This is a genomic window from Citrobacter sp. Ca225 (genome assembly GCF_030337175.1).
Taxonomy (GTDB): Bacteria; Pseudomonadota; Gammaproteobacteria; order Enterobacterales; family Enterobacteriaceae; genus Citrobacter_A; species Citrobacter_A amalonaticus.
Genome location: NZ_JAOWCD010000095.1, coordinates 1 through 17,127, shown reverse-complemented (window position 1 = coordinate 17,127; position 17,127 = coordinate 1). Strand labels below are relative to the sequence as shown.

The 17,127-nt window shown below is 47.2% G+C and carries 12 protein-coding genes, 1 tRNA gene and 2 pseudogenes; 9 read left to right on the top strand and 6 right to left on the bottom strand.

Annotated features, from left to right (window positions below):
• A pseudogene (locus tag OGW13_RS17795) lies at positions 1-413 on the bottom strand (IS5-like element ISKpn26 family transposase); the annotation flags it as partial.
• 450 nt (positions 414-863) lie between these two features.
• Between OGW13_RS17795 and OGW13_RS17790 the strand changes: the two are divergent.
• The 3 genes and pseudogenes from OGW13_RS17790 to OGW13_RS17780 all read left to right on the top strand — a co-directional run.
• Positions 864-1,104 (top strand): annotated as a pseudogene (locus OGW13_RS17790) (Tn3 family transposase); the annotation flags it as partial.
• A gap of 286 nt (positions 1,105-1,390) precedes the next feature.
• Positions 1,391-2,953, top strand: coding sequence for a PTS transporter subunit EIIC (locus tag OGW13_RS17785; RefSeq protein ID WP_044254394.1), 1,563 nt, complete (start codon positions 1,391-1,393; stop codon positions 2,951-2,953).
• A 12-nt stretch (positions 2,954-2,965) separates the two neighbouring features.
• A complete protein-coding gene (locus OGW13_RS17780) occupies positions 2,966-4,345 on the top strand; it encodes a family 4 glycosyl hydrolase (RefSeq protein ID WP_287116332.1) in 1,380 nt (459 codons plus the stop codon).
• Here the strand turns inward: OGW13_RS17780 and OGW13_RS17775 are convergent.
• Positions 4,329-5,087, bottom strand: coding sequence for a MurR/RpiR family transcriptional regulator (locus OGW13_RS17775; protein ID WP_058587381.1), 759 nt, complete (start codon positions 5,085-5,087; stop codon positions 4,329-4,331). The two genes, OGW13_RS17780 and OGW13_RS17775, sit on opposite strands and share 17 nt — an antisense overlap.
• Positions 5,088-5,184: 97 nt before the next feature.
• Between OGW13_RS17775 and OGW13_RS17770 the strand changes: the two genes are divergently transcribed.
• Positions 5,185-6,360 (top strand): MFS transporter, encoded by a 1,176-nt coding sequence (locus OGW13_RS17770; RefSeq protein WP_044254397.1) that lies wholly within the window; start codon positions 5,185-5,187, stop codon positions 6,358-6,360.
• On the opposite strand, the gene yicI is transcribed toward OGW13_RS17770, so the two are convergent.
• A complete protein-coding gene (yicI, locus tag OGW13_RS17765; protein WP_090050174.1) occupies positions 6,357-8,675 on the bottom strand; it encodes an alpha-xylosidase in 2,319 nt (772 codons plus the stop codon). The two genes, OGW13_RS17770 and yicI, sit on opposite strands and share 4 nt — an antisense overlap.
• An 11-nt stretch (positions 8,676-8,686) precedes the next feature.
• Complete coding sequence (locus OGW13_RS17760) at positions 8,687-10,069, bottom strand: glycoside-pentoside-hexuronide family transporter (RefSeq protein ID WP_130097535.1); 1,383 nt, start codon at positions 10,067-10,069, stop codon at positions 8,687-8,689.
• A gap of 289 nt (positions 10,070-10,358) precedes the next feature.
• On the opposite strand from OGW13_RS17760, the gene OGW13_RS17755 reads away from it, so the two are divergent.
• Both OGW13_RS17755 and OGW13_RS17750 read left to right on the top strand, forming a co-directional pair.
• Positions 10,359-10,453 (top strand) — tRNA-Sec (locus OGW13_RS17755).
• Between the two features lie 162 nt (positions 10,454-10,615).
• Positions 10,616-11,839 carry a tyrosine-type recombinase/integrase gene (locus OGW13_RS17750; RefSeq protein WP_044599767.1) on the top strand — a complete coding sequence of 408 codons (1,224 nt, stop codon included), beginning with the start codon at positions 10,616-10,618 and terminating at the stop codon, positions 11,837-11,839.
• 123 nt (positions 11,840-11,962) lie between these two features.
• On the opposite strand, the gene OGW13_RS17745 is transcribed toward OGW13_RS17750, so the two are convergent.
• Both OGW13_RS17745 and OGW13_RS17740 read right to left on the bottom strand, forming a co-directional pair.
• Positions 11,963-13,588, bottom strand: a complete 1,626-nt coding sequence (locus OGW13_RS17745; RefSeq protein ID WP_044599768.1) for a UvrD-helicase domain-containing protein — start codon at positions 13,586-13,588, stop codon at positions 11,963-11,965.
• A gap of 1 nt (position 13,589) precedes the next feature.
• On the bottom strand, positions 13,590-15,290 hold the full coding sequence (locus tag OGW13_RS17740; RefSeq protein ID WP_046377359.1) for an ATP-dependent nuclease: 1,701 nt from the start codon (positions 15,288-15,290) through the stop codon (positions 13,590-13,592).
• A gap of 205 nt (positions 15,291-15,495) precedes the next feature.
• On the opposite strand from OGW13_RS17740, the gene arsR reads away from it, so the two are divergent.
• The 3 genes from arsR to OGW13_RS17725 all read left to right on the top strand — a co-directional run.
• A complete protein-coding gene (gene arsR, locus OGW13_RS17735) occupies positions 15,496-15,846 on the top strand; it encodes an As(III)-sensing metalloregulatory transcriptional repressor ArsR (protein WP_039272869.1) in 351 nt (116 codons plus the stop codon).
• Positions 15,847-15,893: 47 nt separating this feature from the next.
• Positions 15,894-16,256: an arsenite efflux transporter metallochaperone ArsD gene (gene arsD / locus OGW13_RS17730; protein ID WP_057696013.1), complete on the top strand. Its 363-nt coding sequence runs from the start codon at positions 15,894-15,896 to the stop codon at positions 16,254-16,256.
• A 17-nt stretch (positions 16,257-16,273) separates the two neighbouring features.
• The coding region (locus OGW13_RS17725; protein ID WP_287116330.1) for a TRC40/GET3/ArsA family transport-energizing ATPase at positions 16,274-17,127 on the top strand (854 nt) is incomplete at its 3' end.

Genomic DNA, 17,127 nt, shown 5'->3' with positions numbered 1-17,127 from the left:
TGGGTCATCATGACGCCTGCTTCGGCCAGCCAGCGATTGATGGTCTTGAACAATTGACGGGCCAGTTGATGCTGCTCGAGCAGGTGGCGGAAATTCATGATGGTGGTGCGATCCGGCAGGGCGCTATCCAGGGATAATCGGGCAAACAGGCGCATGGAGGCGATTTCGTACAGGGCATCTTCCATGGCACCGTCGCTCAGGTTGTACCAATGCTGCATGCAGTGAATACGCAGCATGGTCTCCAGCGGATAGGGCCGTCGGCCATTGCCCGCCTTGGGATAAAACGGCTCGATGACAGCGGTCATATTCTGCCATGGCAGAATCTGCTCCATGCGGGAGAGGAAAATCTCTTTTCGGGTCTGACGGCGCTTAGTGCTGAATTCACTATCGGCGAAGGTGAGTTGATGGCTCATGATGTCCCTCTGGGATGCGCTCCGGATGAATATGATGATCTCATATCAGGAACTTGTTCGCACCTTCCTTAGCCCTTCTTCGGTCCAGTTCTGAGCCATCAGTTCAAAGTAGCCATCACAAATACTGCATGATAGCTTGTCGCCGATCCTGGCTATTGCTTTATTTACCTCAAACCGGGACGCGGTGACAGAAATGATTTCTCCATAACTCGTTTTATCACCCAAACAAATGAGTGCCGCTGCCATCATTAATCCCTCAATATATAAGCAGTTATGTCTACCGATATTATACAACAATCACGACTTAACCAAAATCAATCGATTCTGAACGAGCTGTTCCAGCAGCTCTTTTACCCGGTCGGTGAACAGATCTTCCGTCGATTCCCTAAATCAACCCGGAGGGAAAGTGTATCAATGCCCTATGCCTCAGTTGCGATATTCCTGAGCAGTGTGAACCTGGAAGAGATGAAAATTCACTGGAGTGAAGTAGTACACCTGGCGTCCTCGGCAAAGCAGGGAACCGTAATGGCATCCCTGATACTAAAAAAAGCTTGTCGGCAATCCCAAACAAACTGGACTTGCAAAAGTTGGCCGCATTGAGCGAATCCTGTTTATGCTCGACTGGTTCCGTACTCCTCTACCACGTTGGCAGGTACTGGCGGGTTGGGATAAAGGTGAAACCTGTAATGCATAAGAGACTGAATAACAAAGAAAAACTGCTGTCACATTTGTCGCCATTAGGCTAGTAGCATATTAATCTGACAGCTGATTATACTGAAAAAACAAACATATAACTGCTTACGGTAAGTTTCGTTCTCCAAGCTGCCCCTATGAAAGCGAAACAGGTATTCATTTATCGGCTATTTGTGCCTATTTTCCGCAACAGGTTTTCATCCCCACCGGGAGTTGTTATAACAATTACGTTGGAAGTCTTATTTAATAATTACAAACACCCTACATAAAATAAAGGAATAGCCATGTCTGTAATACGTCAACGTATTCTGGCGGATATGCAAAGATTCTCCAGAGCAATGATCGGGGCGGTCTTGTTCTTACCTGTTATTGGCTTAATCCTGGCATTAAGTTCAATATTAACTAACCCGACACTTATTTCCGAAACCAGCTTTTTACATCAAATAGGTCAACTCCTCGGTGATACCTTCTGGCCATTATTTGGCAACCTGGGACTGCTTTTCTGTGTCGGCATCAGCTATGGTCTGGCGAAAGATAAAAAAACCGAAGTCGCGCTGGTTGCCGTCATGTGCTTTATTATGTTTTTGGGCGCCAATCACTCCTGGCTGGAATATACTCACGGCATCGCTGAAAAGGTCAATGGCGAATATTATGGCACCGGACAAACGCAAATTTTAGGTTTTGTCGTTGTTGATATGGGGATCTTTTTAGGGATTATTCTCGGCTGCACCATTGCCTGGGTCCATAATAAAGTCTCTGAAATAGAGCTGCCGGGCGCACTCTCGATGTACGGCGGCGCAAAACTGACCTTAATCGCCATGACGCCGGTGATCCTTTTTTACGCCATTGCCTTTACCTGGTTCTGGCCGTTCATCACGCACGGCATCGCGGCATTAACCAGTTTCATGAAAAACGCCGGGGTGGCAGGCGTCTTCGTGTACGGCTTCTTTGAAAAATTCCTGATCCCAACAGGACTGCACCACTTTGTCTGGTCTCCCTTCCAGTTGACCCAGATTGGCGGCACTCTGAACGTTGACGGGCAGGTGGTCTCCGGGACGCAAGCCATCTTCCTGGCCTACATGCGCCATCCGGATCTCACCCCGGTAATGAACGAAGCACTGCGCTTTTCCCAGCAGGGCATGACGACAATCTTTGGTCTCTCCGGTGCAGCGCTGGCGTTTTACCACACCGCCACGCCGGAGAAGAAAATGATGGCGAAGGCGATTCTGTTGCCCGCTATTATTACCTCTATTCTCACCGGAATTACCGAACCGATTGAATTTACATTCTTATTTATTTCTCCGCTGTTATGGCTGATTCACGCCACGCTGACCGCCGCCTCTCAGGCAATTTGCGATCTGCTGACGGTTCGTCCGTGGGGCGCGTCCGGGCTCATTGAGTTTCTGATATATAACCTGCCGTTGCCGGCAGCCCTCACCCGCTGGCCGCTATACGTTCTAATCGGTATCGGGCAATTCGCCGCGTACTACGTCATTTTCCGTACGCTGGTCATCAGGCTGAACCTGAAAACACCAGGGCGCGAAGATGACGGCGAAGTGAAACTCTACAGTAAAGAAGATTACCGCAATAAAAAGGCCAAAGCAGGTCAGGCCGTCACCGATGAGATCATTAAAGGCTTAGGTGGCAAAGAGAACATTATTTCTGTTGATAACTGTTTTACCCGATTACGCGTCGCGCTCCATCATCCCGACAAAATTGATGAAGCCTTATTAAAAAGTACCGGCGCCAATGGCGTAGTGCGTAATCAAAATGAAGTTCAGGTTATTTACGGTGTGAGGGTTGGACAGGTTCGAGCCCGGGTAGATAACTGGCTGGCAAATAATTAATCAGGAGTTGTTATGAAATTAACCGTATTAGGCGGGGGCGGCGTTCGTTCCGCGTTCCTGGCGAAATCTCTGGCCTATAATGCGCATCGTATTGGTTTACAGGAAGTGGTGTTCCTCGATAACGCAGAAGAGAACCTGAAAATTTTCGGCGAAATCGCCCGTTATGTTTTTGCCACGATTCGACCTGATATTCGTTTCAGCCTGACGACGGATCCGGTATCCGCGTTAAAGAACAGCAATTATGTCATCACTACGCTACGCGTCGGCGGCGATGAAAGCCGTGTGCGCGATGAACGTATCGCGCTCAACCATAACACATTAGGTCAGGAAACCACTGGGGCGGGTGGTTTTGCGATGGCGATGCGGTCAATTCCCGCCATTCTCAATTACTGCCGTCTGATTGAAGAACATGCCGCACCCGATGCCATTCTGTTCAACTTTACTAACCCTTCCGGACTGGTTACCGAGGCGATCATCAAATCCGGGTTCAAACGTCGGGTTTATGGCATTTGCGATGCCCCTTCAGAGTTGATTCGCGAACTGCCTGCCATCCTCAACTGCGACGAAGCGGATTTGAAAGTGGAGTGCTATGGTCTGAACCACTTCTCGTGGTTTACCCATTTCACCGTGAAGGGTGAGGACGTCACCGACAAACTGGTGAGCAACCCGGCGCTGTACAGCAAAACGGCGATGCAGTACTTCTCACCGGTGCTGATTCAGCTTTGCGACAAGCAATTGCTGAATGAATATCTCTATTACTACTACTATCGCGAAGTGGCGCTGAAAGCGATTCAGGATGCACCGGAAACGCGCGGTGAAGCTATCGCGCGGATCAACAAGGAAATGCGCGAGGAACTGCAGAATGTGGATGCGCAGGCAAACCCGGAAGCCGCATTCGATATCTGGATGAAACACTATCTGCGCCGCGAAAATAGCTATATGCAGAGTGAGTCGCATCAGGAAAAATTCAACACCCGCACGCCGCTAACGCTGCAACAGTTTATTGAAGAACCGGATAGCGGCGGTTACGCAGGGGTGGCGCTGGATATTCTCGAAGCCGTGAACAGCGCCACCAGCAAACGCATCGTTGTCTCACTGCAAAACAATGGCACGCTGGATTTCTTACGCCCGGATGATGTCATTGAGATCAGCTGTGATCTGAGCAAAGAGGGGCTGAAACCGGTGACGCCGATCCACGTACCGGACGCGCAGAAAAACATGATCTCCTGCGTGAAAGAGTACGAGCGTCTGGCAGTGGAAGCCATCATGCGCAAAGATAAATTTCTGGCAATCCGCGCATTAATGGCGCATCCGCTGATTGGCTCCTGGTCGTTGGCCGAAAAGTTGGTTGGCGAGTATCTCGACGAAGCACAGTTTAGCGACTGGAAATGATCGTTCCCGGGGCGTCGAGTGGCGCCCCGCCCGGATTTTGCATAAACCAGAGCTTCAGCAAATGTTCGAATCCCAGGATGCAGTAACCAAAGAAAGGGTTGCTCCAGTAGATATCATCATCAAACTTTTGCGGATCGTGAATGATGACGGCGGTGTTTGCCGCCTGGGCCAGGGGGCTTTGATAGTCACCGGTAAAGCAGACAAGGTCGGTATTTTTACCTTCCAGCGCCTTGACCCAATTTAATGCCGAACTGCTGCGACCAGATTTAGACACCAGCCAGATAGAATCGAATTTTGCAGCCGTTTTTTGTTCCAGTATTTCGTAGTCCGGCCAAAGTGCCAGACTGGCATTCACGCCAATCACCAGGAATTTATTATAAATATATTGCGCAATCAGTTGTGAGAAACCGCTGCCATGAATAAGAATACGGTCGTTCTGCAGACGATTTAATAGCAACGCGAGGTTTTCGGTTGGCTGGACATTCATAAAGTTAATATCATTGGTCACATCAAGTTTTGGCATTGTGATATTAAATTTAATGAAATACACCAGCTCCAGCCAGCCGCTAAATTTGAGCTTTTTCGCCAGACGGACCAGCGATGACGGATTGCTGTAACAGTGTTCCGCGACGGTGCGGATACCCTCACGAATGCATTGCTCTGGATTATTCTGAATAAAGCGCAGCACGGTAACTTCTGTCTTACTTAATTTTACATCACGAAATACATTTTCCAGTTCCATTTTCTGCTCCTGTGAGTGCAGAATAAATTTATCATTTTTTAAAGTAAACGGTCTGTGCAACAGGTCACTTCATCACAATTTCATATTAAAAAAAGAAATGAATAAAAATCTGACATTACTCGCCATGATATTTTTCTTATGGGGTAATATAACCGCCATTAACAGCGTGCTGATCATCTTTTTCTATCAGTATTTCCATCTGTCGTGGTCGCAGTCTATTTTCATTACCGTTATTTTTTACGTGGCCCCTTTTCTGACCTGTCTGCCCTGTTCAATGCTGATTGAACGCCAGGGGTACCGTAAGGTGTTGCTGCTGTCGTTAACGTTGTCGGTTGCGGGATGCCTGCTGTTCGCTCTGGCGTTGCAGCTGGATTCCTTCGCCCTGTCACTGTTGGCGATGTTTGTCGTGGCGACGGGCGTGGCGGCGATGCAGGTTGTCGCGAATCCCTATCTGACATTGCTCAGCGCACCGCACAAACGCATTGGCAATCTGTGTCTGGCCTCTGCGGTTAATTCGCTGGGAACCACGCTGGCGCCCATGCTGGTTGCCCTCCTCCTGGCGTTTTCACCTATCGATATCCTGGCGCGTGAAGAACCTATCAGTGCGCTCTGGCTTTGCCTCGCCTGCTTTTCGCTGGCATTGATTGCAGGGGTTTTTTGGATCCGCCTGCCGGATGTGGCGCGCCCGGGAAAAGCCGCGTCAGGAACGTATAACGCCTGGAAGAACAGAGAACTGTTATTCAGCGTGGCGGCGATTTTTATCTATGTCGGCGTCGAAGTGAGCCTTGCGACCAGTCTGGTAAAATATCTCATCACCATCGGCGGCTGGAGCACTACTGTTGCGATGTCGCTGGTCTCTTTTTACTGGGGAGGTGCGCTGGCGGGTCGTTTTCTTTATGGTTTTCTCGCCGACAAAACAGGCAATTACACGCCGTTTCTGATGGCGACGCTGGCCTGTGCAACGGCGGTGATGATGGCGATATGGCTGAACAATACCACTGGCGGTTATCTGCTTATCCTGACCGGTTTAGGAAACTCAATTCTCTATCCGATTATCTTCGGGCACACCATCAACAAAAATCCGGCGATCGCCAATATTTCTGCCGCAGCAATGGTGATGGCCGGGATTGGTGGTGCGGTTATACCCTTACTGCAGGCTGCTTGTATTGATGGACTCAACCTCCGGTTCAGCTTTTTATTACCGGTCGCGTTGTATCTGCTGCTGGCGCTGTGGGGGCGGCTGAACCTCCACCCCCTCGGTACATCAACTTAAAGCGAAATGACGATCTCATGACTTTGCGGCGTCACCATCACGCCCAGTTCGCTTCCCCGGTGTGAAGCGCCGCGAATACCGCTAATCTGCGCGATGTTACGCAGGCACAACGTCCAGTCGCGCGCATCCCCCTTGCCCGTCACGGTGAGGGTGTTGCCATTGCGCTTAGCAGTCAGCGTAAAGATAACCGAACCGTCAGCAGCAGGGACGTCGCACACGGCTTCACGTCCCTCCTCGAGCGCGAACAACTGGAAGGCAGTGCCTTCGTTCCACGCGTAATCTGGTTTCTGATTATTACGGCCCAGCGCCAACAGGGTGTTGCCACGCACATACACTGGCAGACTCAGGAAGTCATGCTGCTGTTTGTACCAGCGGCTGCCCTGTACGACGTCATTGTGCCACAGATGCGTCCAGCGTCCTTCCGGCAAGTAAAACTGCACCTCCCCCGTTTCCGAGAATACAGGCGCCACCATCACTGAATCCCCTAGCATATACTGGCGATCGAGATAATCGCATGCCGGATCGTCCGGGAACTCCAGCATCATGGCGCGCATCATTGGCGTGCCCCGCTCGTGTGCACGAGCCGCTTCACGGTACAGGTACGGCATCATGCGGCACTTCTGCTCGGTGAAGAAGCGCACCACATCGCAGGATTCCTCATCATACGCCCAGGGCACACGATAGGATTTGCTGCCGTGCAGGCGACTGTGACTGGAGAGCAGACCAAACGCACACCAGCGTTTATAAACGTGTGCCGGCGCGGTGTTTTCGAAGCCGCCGATATCGTGGCTCCAGAAGCCAAAACCGGACAAGCCGATGGACAGGCCGCCGCGCAGGCTTTCCGCCATTGACTCATAGTTGGCGTAGCAGTCGCCGCCCCAGTGTACCGGAAACTGCTGTGCGCCCACCGATGCGGATCGGGCGAACAGCACCGCCTCTTTTTCGCCAACGGTCTCTTTCAGCACGTTCCACACCAGTTCGTTGTAGATGTAGGCATAATGGTTGTGCATTTTCTGCGGATCGGAACCATCAAACCATTGCACATCGGTCGGGATACGCTCGCCGAAGTCGGTCTTGAAGCAGTCAACACCGATATCCACCAGACCTTTCAGTTTATTGGCATACCATTCACAGGCCTGCGGATTGGTGAAGTCATAAATCGCCAGCCCCGGTTGCCATTTATCCCATTGCCACAGGGAACCGTCCGGACGTTTCAGCAGGTAGCCTTTCTCTTTCAGCTCCTTGAAAATCGGCGATTTCTGTCCGATGTACGGGTTGATCCATACGCAGACCTTCAGCCCTTTCTCCTTCAAACGACGAATCATTCCTTCCGGGTCGGGGAACGTCACCGGATCCCATTCGAAGTCGCACCACTGAAAAGCCTTCATCCAGAAGCAGTCAAAGTGGAAGACGTGCAGCGGCAGATTGCGCTCAGCCATGCCGTCGATAAAGCGGTTTACCGTCGCTTCATCGTAGTTGGTGGTGAACGAAGTGGTCAGCCACAGGCCAAACGACCAGGCAGGCGGCAACGCCGGACGCCCCGTGAAGCGGGTATAGCGGTTCAACACTTCTTTCGGCGTCGGACCGTCGATCACGAAATATTCGAGATATTCGCCCTCGACGCTGAACTGCACTTTCGACACTTTCTCCGAACCGACTTCAAACGAGACGCACTGTGGATGGTTGACCAGCACGCCATAGCCACGGTTGGTCATATAAAACGGGATGTTCTTATAGGATTGTTCGGTGCTGGTGCCGCCATCGCGGTTCCAGGTTTCTACCGTCTGACCATTACGCACCAGCGCGGTAAAGCGCTCGCCCAGACCGTAAACCGTCTCGCCGACGCCCAGATCCAGGCGCTCGAACATGTAGTTCCGCTGGGTGGTGGTGTCCTGCACATAGCCGTTGTTCTTCAACTGACTACCGGTAATGCGCACACCGTTACGCAGGAAATCCAGCGACCAGCACTCACCTTTAGTGACGCGCACGCTTAAGTTACCGCTTTTCAGCTCAGCAACCTCAGCGGTGTTTTGGATATCGACCTTCACGTCCTGTAAAACGTTGAGCGGGTAATGCGGACCGTTATCCAGCGCCCCCTGAAAGTGTTCCATACGCACGCCCACAATCCCTTCCTGCGGCGAAGAGAAACGCAATGTAAAGAGCGGAGTATCCAGTTGCCAGGTGCGTTCGCGGACATCACGCGGCGCGGCATAAACCACCAGTTCGTTACCGTGCTGTTCCACATCAAACACCTGGACTGGATGAAGTAAATTAAGGCCAGGCTGAATCAGCCAGTTTCCGTCGCTAATCTTCATACTCTGTTCCTTTAGTTCTGAAATTCGTTATGCGTAAATTCTTGCTGATTGCGACGCGCGCCCTGTGCCAGTTGGTCGAGGATGTTTCTCAGGTAAGGCGTTTTCAGGGTGTAGAAGCGTTTGGCAATCACGGCACTCAGCAGATAGCAGATGGCCGGGACGATTGTGAACAGGGCAATAATGATGTTGATGGTGGCGTTGTTCTGCGTTTTCGCCGCCGCGTCGTAGCCACCGCCTGCCAGCATCCAACCAATAAGCGCGCCACCGAGCGCCAGACCCAGTTTGAGTACGAACAGTGTGCCCGCAAAACTGATACCGGTCAGACGTTTACCGTTGCACCATTCGCCATAATCGACGGTATCGGACATCATCACCCACTGGATCGGCGTCACCAGCTGGTGCAACACGCCAATCACGAAGATAAAGACGAACATGGTGATGTCGGCCTGCATCGGGACAAAGAACATCGCGAGGCTAACCACGGCCAGGGCCGCGTTGGTCCACCAGAAGATGCTGACTTTGCATTTCCAGTCGGTGAGGGGTTTTGCCAGCGCGGAGCCAATCAGGTTACCGACACAGTAGGTGGTCAGGAAGGCGACGAATACTTCCGGCGTCCCCAGGATCCAGGTGACGTAATACATCATCGCGCCACCGCGTACGCAGACGGCGAGAATATTGAGGATGGTCAGCAGCCCCACGATCCGCCACTGGTCGTTTTGCCAGATATCGCGGAGATCTTCGCGCATTGAGGTTGTGCTCGGTGGCGCTTCGATACGCTCTTTGGTGGTGAAGAAGCAAAACGCCAGCATCAGGAATGCCACTACCGACAGCACTGCAATCCCGCCCTGAAATCCCAGCGCTTTGTTATCACCGCCAATAATATTCACCAGCGGCATCATCAGCACGGTCGAGAGCATCCCGCCCGCCGTCGCCAGCACAAAGCGCCAGGATTGCAGAGAAATACGCTGCGTGGGGTCATTAGTGATCACCCCGCCCAGTGCGCAATACGGGATATTCACCACGGTATAAAGCAGCGTCAGCAGCGTATAGGTGATAGCAGCGTAAATCATCTTACCGTTCAGGCTGAGGTCCGGCGTGCTGTATGCCAGGACGCAAACAAGGCCAAACGGCAGCGCGCCAAACAGCACCCACGGACGGAATTTGCCCCAACGGGAACGCGTGCGATCCGCCAGCAGTCCCATGCACGGGTCTGAAATGGCGTCCAGCGCACGCGCCAGTAAAAACATGGTGCCGACAAAACCGGCGGGAATACCGAAAATATCGGTATAAAAAAACATCATATACAGCATGACGTTATCAAAAATGATATGACTGGCAGCGTCGCCCATCCCGTAGCCAATCTTCTCCTTAACAGACAAAATATGAATAGTCATAACGCATCCTTTCGCGCTCTCATGCGCACTGGTACCGGTTACCGTTTTTGTAAACCATTCGCGCTAGCGACGGATATTCCGATATCTCGTTATTAAATTACGATTCTTGTTTTCTGTGATCGCGGTTGCGCCAGAAGATGTGAGAAAATGTAACTAGAGGAATTTATGAGGATTTATATGAAACCGATCATGGTAAGAAGAAAGGGAAGTTAAAAAAGTGAGTGAGGGGGTGTGGAAACGTCAGGAAGTAGCTATAATGCGCCCCGCCTCCATGTAGCAATGCAGGCGCGGAAGATCGTCGTCTCCGGTGAGGCGGCTGGACTTCAAATCCAGTTGGGGCCGCCAGCGGTCCCGGGCAGGTTCGACTCCTGTGATCTTCCGCCAATTAGCCTCTACTGAACTCCACTGTCTCAAGTAAATCCCCTATAATACCCGCAATTAAAGCTGATTATGTTCTCCCGAGGTCTACTGTCTCTACCAGAATCAAGTGCATTCTGGGGGCATAATGGGGGGCATGATTTATAGCCCTATTTTGAGATGCCCCCAATGAAGCTAACAGTCAGACAAATTGATACAGCCAAACCCAAAGAGAAGCCGTATAAGCTATCTGATGGTGGCGGCCTCTACCTTGAAGTAACTACCAACGGCTCACGTTACTGGCGTTTAAAGTATCGCTACGCAGGTAAAGAAAAGCGTCTTGCTTTCGGCGTTTATCCCGAGATTTCTCTCGCTCAAGCACGCGAAAAGCGTGATGCTGCGAAAAAGCTGCTGTCTGCCGGAAGCGATCCCGGTGAAGTAAAGAAAGCAGAGAAAATTGCCCAAAAGCTTAACTATGAAAATACCTTCGAAGCTATTGCCCGTGAATGGCATCAGTTGAGAGCGGATCGTTGGTCATTACGCTATCGCGATGAAATTATTGATACCTTTGAAAAGGATATTTTCCCCTACATCGGTAAGCGCCCTATAGCTGAAATTAAGCCCATGGAATTGCTGGAAACCCTTCGTCGTATGGAAAAGCGTGGTGCATTAGAAAAGATGCGCAAAGTCAGACAGCGCTGCGGTGAAGTTTTCCGTCATGCGATTGTGACCGGACGCGCTGAATACAATCCAGCACCCGATCTCGCCACAGCCCTCGCAACACCAAAGAAAACACATTTTCCATTCCTGACAGCCGAAGAACTCCCTCACTTTCTTAGGGATCTTGCCGGTTACACCGGTAGCGTTATTACCAAGACTGCGACTCAAATCATCATGCTTACAGGGGTACGAACCCAGGAATTACGTTTTGCCCGCTGGGAGGATATCAATTTTGAAAAGCGGCTTTGGGAGATCCCTGCTGAAGTGATGAAGATGAAACGACCACACATCGTTCCGATGTCGGATCAGGTTGTCGAACTCTTTGAGTCACTTAAACCTATTACCGGGCTATACCCACTGGTATTCGTCGGACGTAACGATCGAACGAAGCCGATCTCAAAGGAAAGCGTTAATCAGGTTATTGAGTTATTGGGATATAAAGGAAGGCTGACAGGACATGGTTTCCGCCACACGATGAGTACCATCCTCCATGAAGAAGGTTTTAACTCAGCGTGGATAGAAACGCAGCTAGCACATGTGGATAAGAACGCGATACGTGGGACTTACAACCATGCGCAGTATTTGGAGGGGCGTAGGGAGATGATGCAGTGGTATGGGAACTATCTTGACAACCTTATTGTTGATAGAGATAGTTCAGTATACTTTCCAGACCTAAAAACCATTAATATGTAATATGTAATATGTAATATGTAATATGTAATATGTTAATTATCTTTATTAATGTATAAGCCATTGTGGGTATTTAAAGCAGATAAGAACAAATATGGTGCATATTAAAATATGCACCAGTATTTCCTAACGATAAAGACCCTCTAGTTGGGGCAATTTAAAAAAGTAAGATGCTTCAGACTTCTTAAATGCCCCAGTCGAGTTTTGGCGTAACTCTGCATTAATTAATACGCAGCATTTCTCAGCTCTTGTAATACCAACGTAATGAAGGTTTGTTTCTTGTGGAAGACTGGGATAAAGTGCTATATTTCTATCAACCTCATTTACTAATCTATATGGAAAAGACCATTCATCCATATCCAAATGTAATACTATTTTAAATTCAAGTCCTTTAGACTTGTGAAGTGTCATTACTTGAACTTCATTTTTATCTAATGGCATAAACTGCTTTAAGTACATACCATCTGATATAATTTCCAAAACTGCATTATCATTAGATTCAGTAAACTGAATGTTTAGCATTCCAGCGATTTCATGGAAGTAATTAATTAGTTCCTCATCAGTTAGATTACTCCTGAGAATTTTAATTTTTTTCCTTAATAAAAACTGATGGTTGTCATTCATGATTAAGCCATCAAATACTTTATTAATTAATTCTTGCGCAGTACCTATTGCCTTGTATCTATACGCTAGAAGATCTTTATATAAATCTGAACATTCTGTACCCAATTTATCTAATGGCGTATCAATATAAACCCTGAAATTTGATGTCAATCCCGAGCATAGCAATAGTAATGACTGTTCTTTTCTTGCAAAAATAGCTATTTGGCTTGCTTGCTCCACGCCCCATTGACCTACATTTAACCATTTTGAAATCCATGATGATAATGTCATCGAAACATCTTTAAGATTTCCAGGCAATCTCTTCCTATAAACATTAATACTTTCACTTGGCAATAATACGAAATTTGAATCTAGTAGTCGAGATGCATAATTAATTATTGATGAATGACATCTATGATTTAAATTTATCTCAAAATGTTCAAAAATACTTTTATCTCTAACCAAGTCAAGTAACAACTCTGCATTTCCACCTCGAAACTCATAAATTGATTGCCAAACATCACCAACAGCAATAGAACATAAACCGATCTCATTTATTTTTAAAAATAATTGATGCTGTGATAAGGATGAGTCTTGATATTCATCTATAAATATATGGCTATATCTCGCTTTTATATATCGTTGTGCTGCAGGAGATTCATTGAGTATTTTTAAAGATAAGGCAGCAAATGAACTCATCCACAGCATTCCCTCATCATACAGTCTCTTATAGCCAGCGTCTTCATTGACATTAACAATTGATGGTGTTCCAAAAAAATCCTCCTTTAAGTAATATTTATATGGAGAATCTAATTTCTTAAGTACTTTACATTCTGTTGGTTTGCCACCCCATATTTTGGGAAGAAACGGAATGATTATTTCATTTAAGCAAAAGCTATCAATCGTACCAAAAAAACTATGTTTTATATCGTGCCCATCGGCCTTACATCTACGCTCTAGTTCTGCACTTGCTTTCCTTGTAAAAGTAATAGCAATGACTCCTTTATGCTCAGGAAGACAACCGGTAATATTTCTAATTTTCTCTTTTATAACTGTAGTTTTACCGCTACCAGGGCATGCTGTTATTACCATACTTTTAGGGTAGTCAATGGCTGATGCTTGCTGAGTGGTTGGTGAAAAAACGCTCATTTCATTCACCTTTAACTATTTTTACAAGATGGTGTAACGGTTTAACCAAATCACCCATACTAAGTTTATCAAGGTCATTTTTAATTTTCTTAAGAAGTATACGCATTCTTATTGCTTTTTTCTTTTGTAAATATTCTATTGCGCTTTGGTTATTTTTTTTATCTAGTGCATCTAATATTGAAGCACCTAATTCTTCTACAAGATCAGTTTCCAAATCAATTTTTGATAAATATATTCCAGATCTATTCACTTCATCAGAAACTTTTTGCCAATCACCGTTAGCAAGAGTATCTTGAGAAGATATTTTTTTGTCGCTATGCTCAAACTTTTCTATACCAGCTATATCTAAACATCGATTAATCCCTGCATAGTGCCACTTTTCTTTATCTTTTAGCTTTGATACATCGTTATCAGTGCGCATTACCCATGGAATTTCTAAAGCATCTAGAATTGCTGCGTATATTTTAAATGATATTCCATCAACTGAAATCAATGAAATATTTAAATAATCTAGGTCAATTTTCAAACTTTTAGCTAAGGAATGATAAAACAAAATTTCGGATGGCCCTTCGATTAAGAAAACGCCATTTGAAAAAAATGATTCTGCTGGTAATATACTCATCCGATAGCTCATATCCTCCCAGCCATCTGAAATACCTTTTGAGCATCCTTCACTTGCGGCTACAGTGTGTCCCCCACGGTCAAGCAATCTTATTATAGAGTCTGGCTCAAAGTTTACCGCTATTTGGGGAGAATGTGATGAAATGATCGTTTGACCTGGGAGTTCAGCTATCAAATAATCAGCCAATTTTCTTTGTTGGTGAGGGTGTAGGTGTGCTTCAGGTTCTTCGATAACATAGAAGATGACTTCGTTATCGATATCATGTTCCTTAATACTTTTCGCTTTCCATAATGCTAATAATATTTGATTGTTCCGTCCGTCTCCTCCAAGCATTACGTTAGAACCATTTGTATTAGCTCCAAGTTGTAGATTATCAATAAAATCGTTTATTCCAATTGCCCCAGTATCTAGTTGCACAGAATACTCTGAATAATGATGTGCAAGTTTTTTCAACTCATCGTTGACTTCTTTTGTAGCTCTTTCTACATATACAAGCTGAGATATTTTATCATTGATCAACTGCAAATCTGTACTTATCTCTCCTAATAAATCTTCATCTTCTTTTCTTTCATCAGAGTTCAATGATTGTTGGGCAATTTTTAAGAGTTGTCTTTTTTCTTTGCGGATAAATCTTTCTAAATCTCGTTGTGACTGAATATATTTTAGATTAACGAACTTAAGATAATAACGAGAGTTAATTTCTTGTAAAGACTCTAAAGAGTCACCTATAAAAAGTTTGTAGCTGAGATCAGATTTTTGTGCAACATACTTAATAAAAGATTCACCAGAGTCACTGACATTACCTTTCAAAATTGAAAGAACCGCATCTTCATTGATATCTTTAAAATGAAGAATAATCTCAAACTCTTCACATGAATTCCCATTTTCTAAATGGAAATCAAGCTCATTTGGTTCAATTTCTGAATCTGATACACTTTTATCTAATAGCATTCTTAGCGAATGCAGCATATTACTTTTGCCAACATCATTAGCTCCGATAATCAGAGTGTTCGAATTAAAATTGATATGTGCATCTTTAAAGTTTCTAAAACCTTTAAGTTTCAGATATGATATTTCCAACTTAAAATCCCTCTTTAAAGTAAAAAATCATATTTATAATGAGGTTTCACGTAAAGTATGCAACCTAATTTTGCTCATTTTTTGCAGCAGATCTATTAGTTGATTTGGTGAAACGAAGGGTCTACTATGATTATAAATATATGCTTTACCATATGCATTGATTCTGTTCTTTAAGCAACACAATTTCAAGGCCTCGTTAAATTTAATGAAAATCATAGCATTACAACTGTTCAAAAATCTCTCCGATGAAACCCGCCTGGGCATCGTGCTGCTGCTCAGGGAGATGGGAGAGCTGTGCGTGTGCGATCTTTGCACGGCGTTGGAGCAGTCGCAGCCCAAGATCTCCCGTCATCTTGCAATGCTCCGGGAAAGTGGTCTATTGCTGGACCGTAAACAGGGTAAGTGGGTTCACTACCGCTTATCCCCGCATATTCCTTCCTGGGCCGCTCAGGTGATTGAGCAGGCCTGGTTAAGCCAACAGGACGACGTACAGGCCATCGCCCGTAAGCTGGCATCGGCAAACTGCTCTGGTAGCGGTAAGGCTGTTTGCATCTAAAAAATTTGCCTGGACATATATGCTTTTACGAATGTGAGGTATTTAGAATGAAGACGTTAACGGTGTTTGACCCGGCAATGTGCTGCAGTACCGGCGTATGTGGCTCAGATGTCGATCAGATTCTGGTTGATTTTTCTGCTGATGTGCAGTGGCTGAAAGGACGTGGCGTACAGGTTGAACGTTACAACCTAGCGCAGCAGCCCATGAGCTTTGTTCAGAATGAGAAAGCGAAAGCATTTCTCGAAGCATCTGGAGCAGAAGGGCTTCCGCTACTGCTGTTGGACGGTGAAACTGTGATGGCAGGGCGATACCCAAAACGTGCTGAGCTGGCTCGCTGGTTCGGTATTCCGCTGGAGAAGGTAGGGTTAGCTCCCACCAGCTGCTGTGGTGGTAATACTTCCTGTTGCTGAATATGTCAGGAGGACATATGAAATTCTTACAGAATATCCCGCCTTACCTGTTTTTTACTGGCAAGGGAGGCGTAGGAAAAACTTCTATTTCCTGCGCGACGGCTATCCGCCTTGCCGAACAGGGTAAGCAGGTTTTGCTGGTCAGTACCGATCCTGCCTCGAATGTCGGCCAGGTATTCGACCAAGCTATCGGTAACAACATTCGCCCTGTGACAGCAGTTCCTGGGCTTTCTGCTCTGGAGATTGACCCGCAGGAAGCCGCCCAGCAATACCGCGCCAGAATTGTTGATCCTATCAAAGGTCTTCTGCCAGATGACGTTGTTAACAGTATCAGCGAGCAGCTTTCAGGAGCCTGTACCACTGAGATTGCGGCGTTTGACGAGTTCACCGGCTTATTGACAGACGCTACCCTGCTGACCCGCTTCGATCACATCATTTTTGATACAGCGCCGACGGGCCACACGATTCGCCTTCTCGAGCTTCCCGGTGCCTGGAGTAGCTTCATTGAAAGTAATCCAGATGGTGCTTCCTGTCTTGGCCCAATGGCCGGGCTGGAAAAGCAGCGTGAGCAGTATGCTCATGCAGTAGAGGCGTTATCCGATCCTGAACGTACCCGCATGGTTCTGGTTGCACGACTGCAAAAATCGACGCTGCAGGAAGTCGCCCGCACCCATGAAGAACTGGCTGCAATTGGCCTGAAAAACCAATACCTGGTGATTAATGGTGTGCTGCCTAAAGCCGAAGCTGAACATGACGCCCTGGCCGCTGCGATATGGCAACGTGAGCAGGAGGCACTGGCAAATCTTCCTGCCGGTTTATCTGAGCTACCGACAGATACCCTATTACTACAGCCAGTCAATATGGTTGGTGT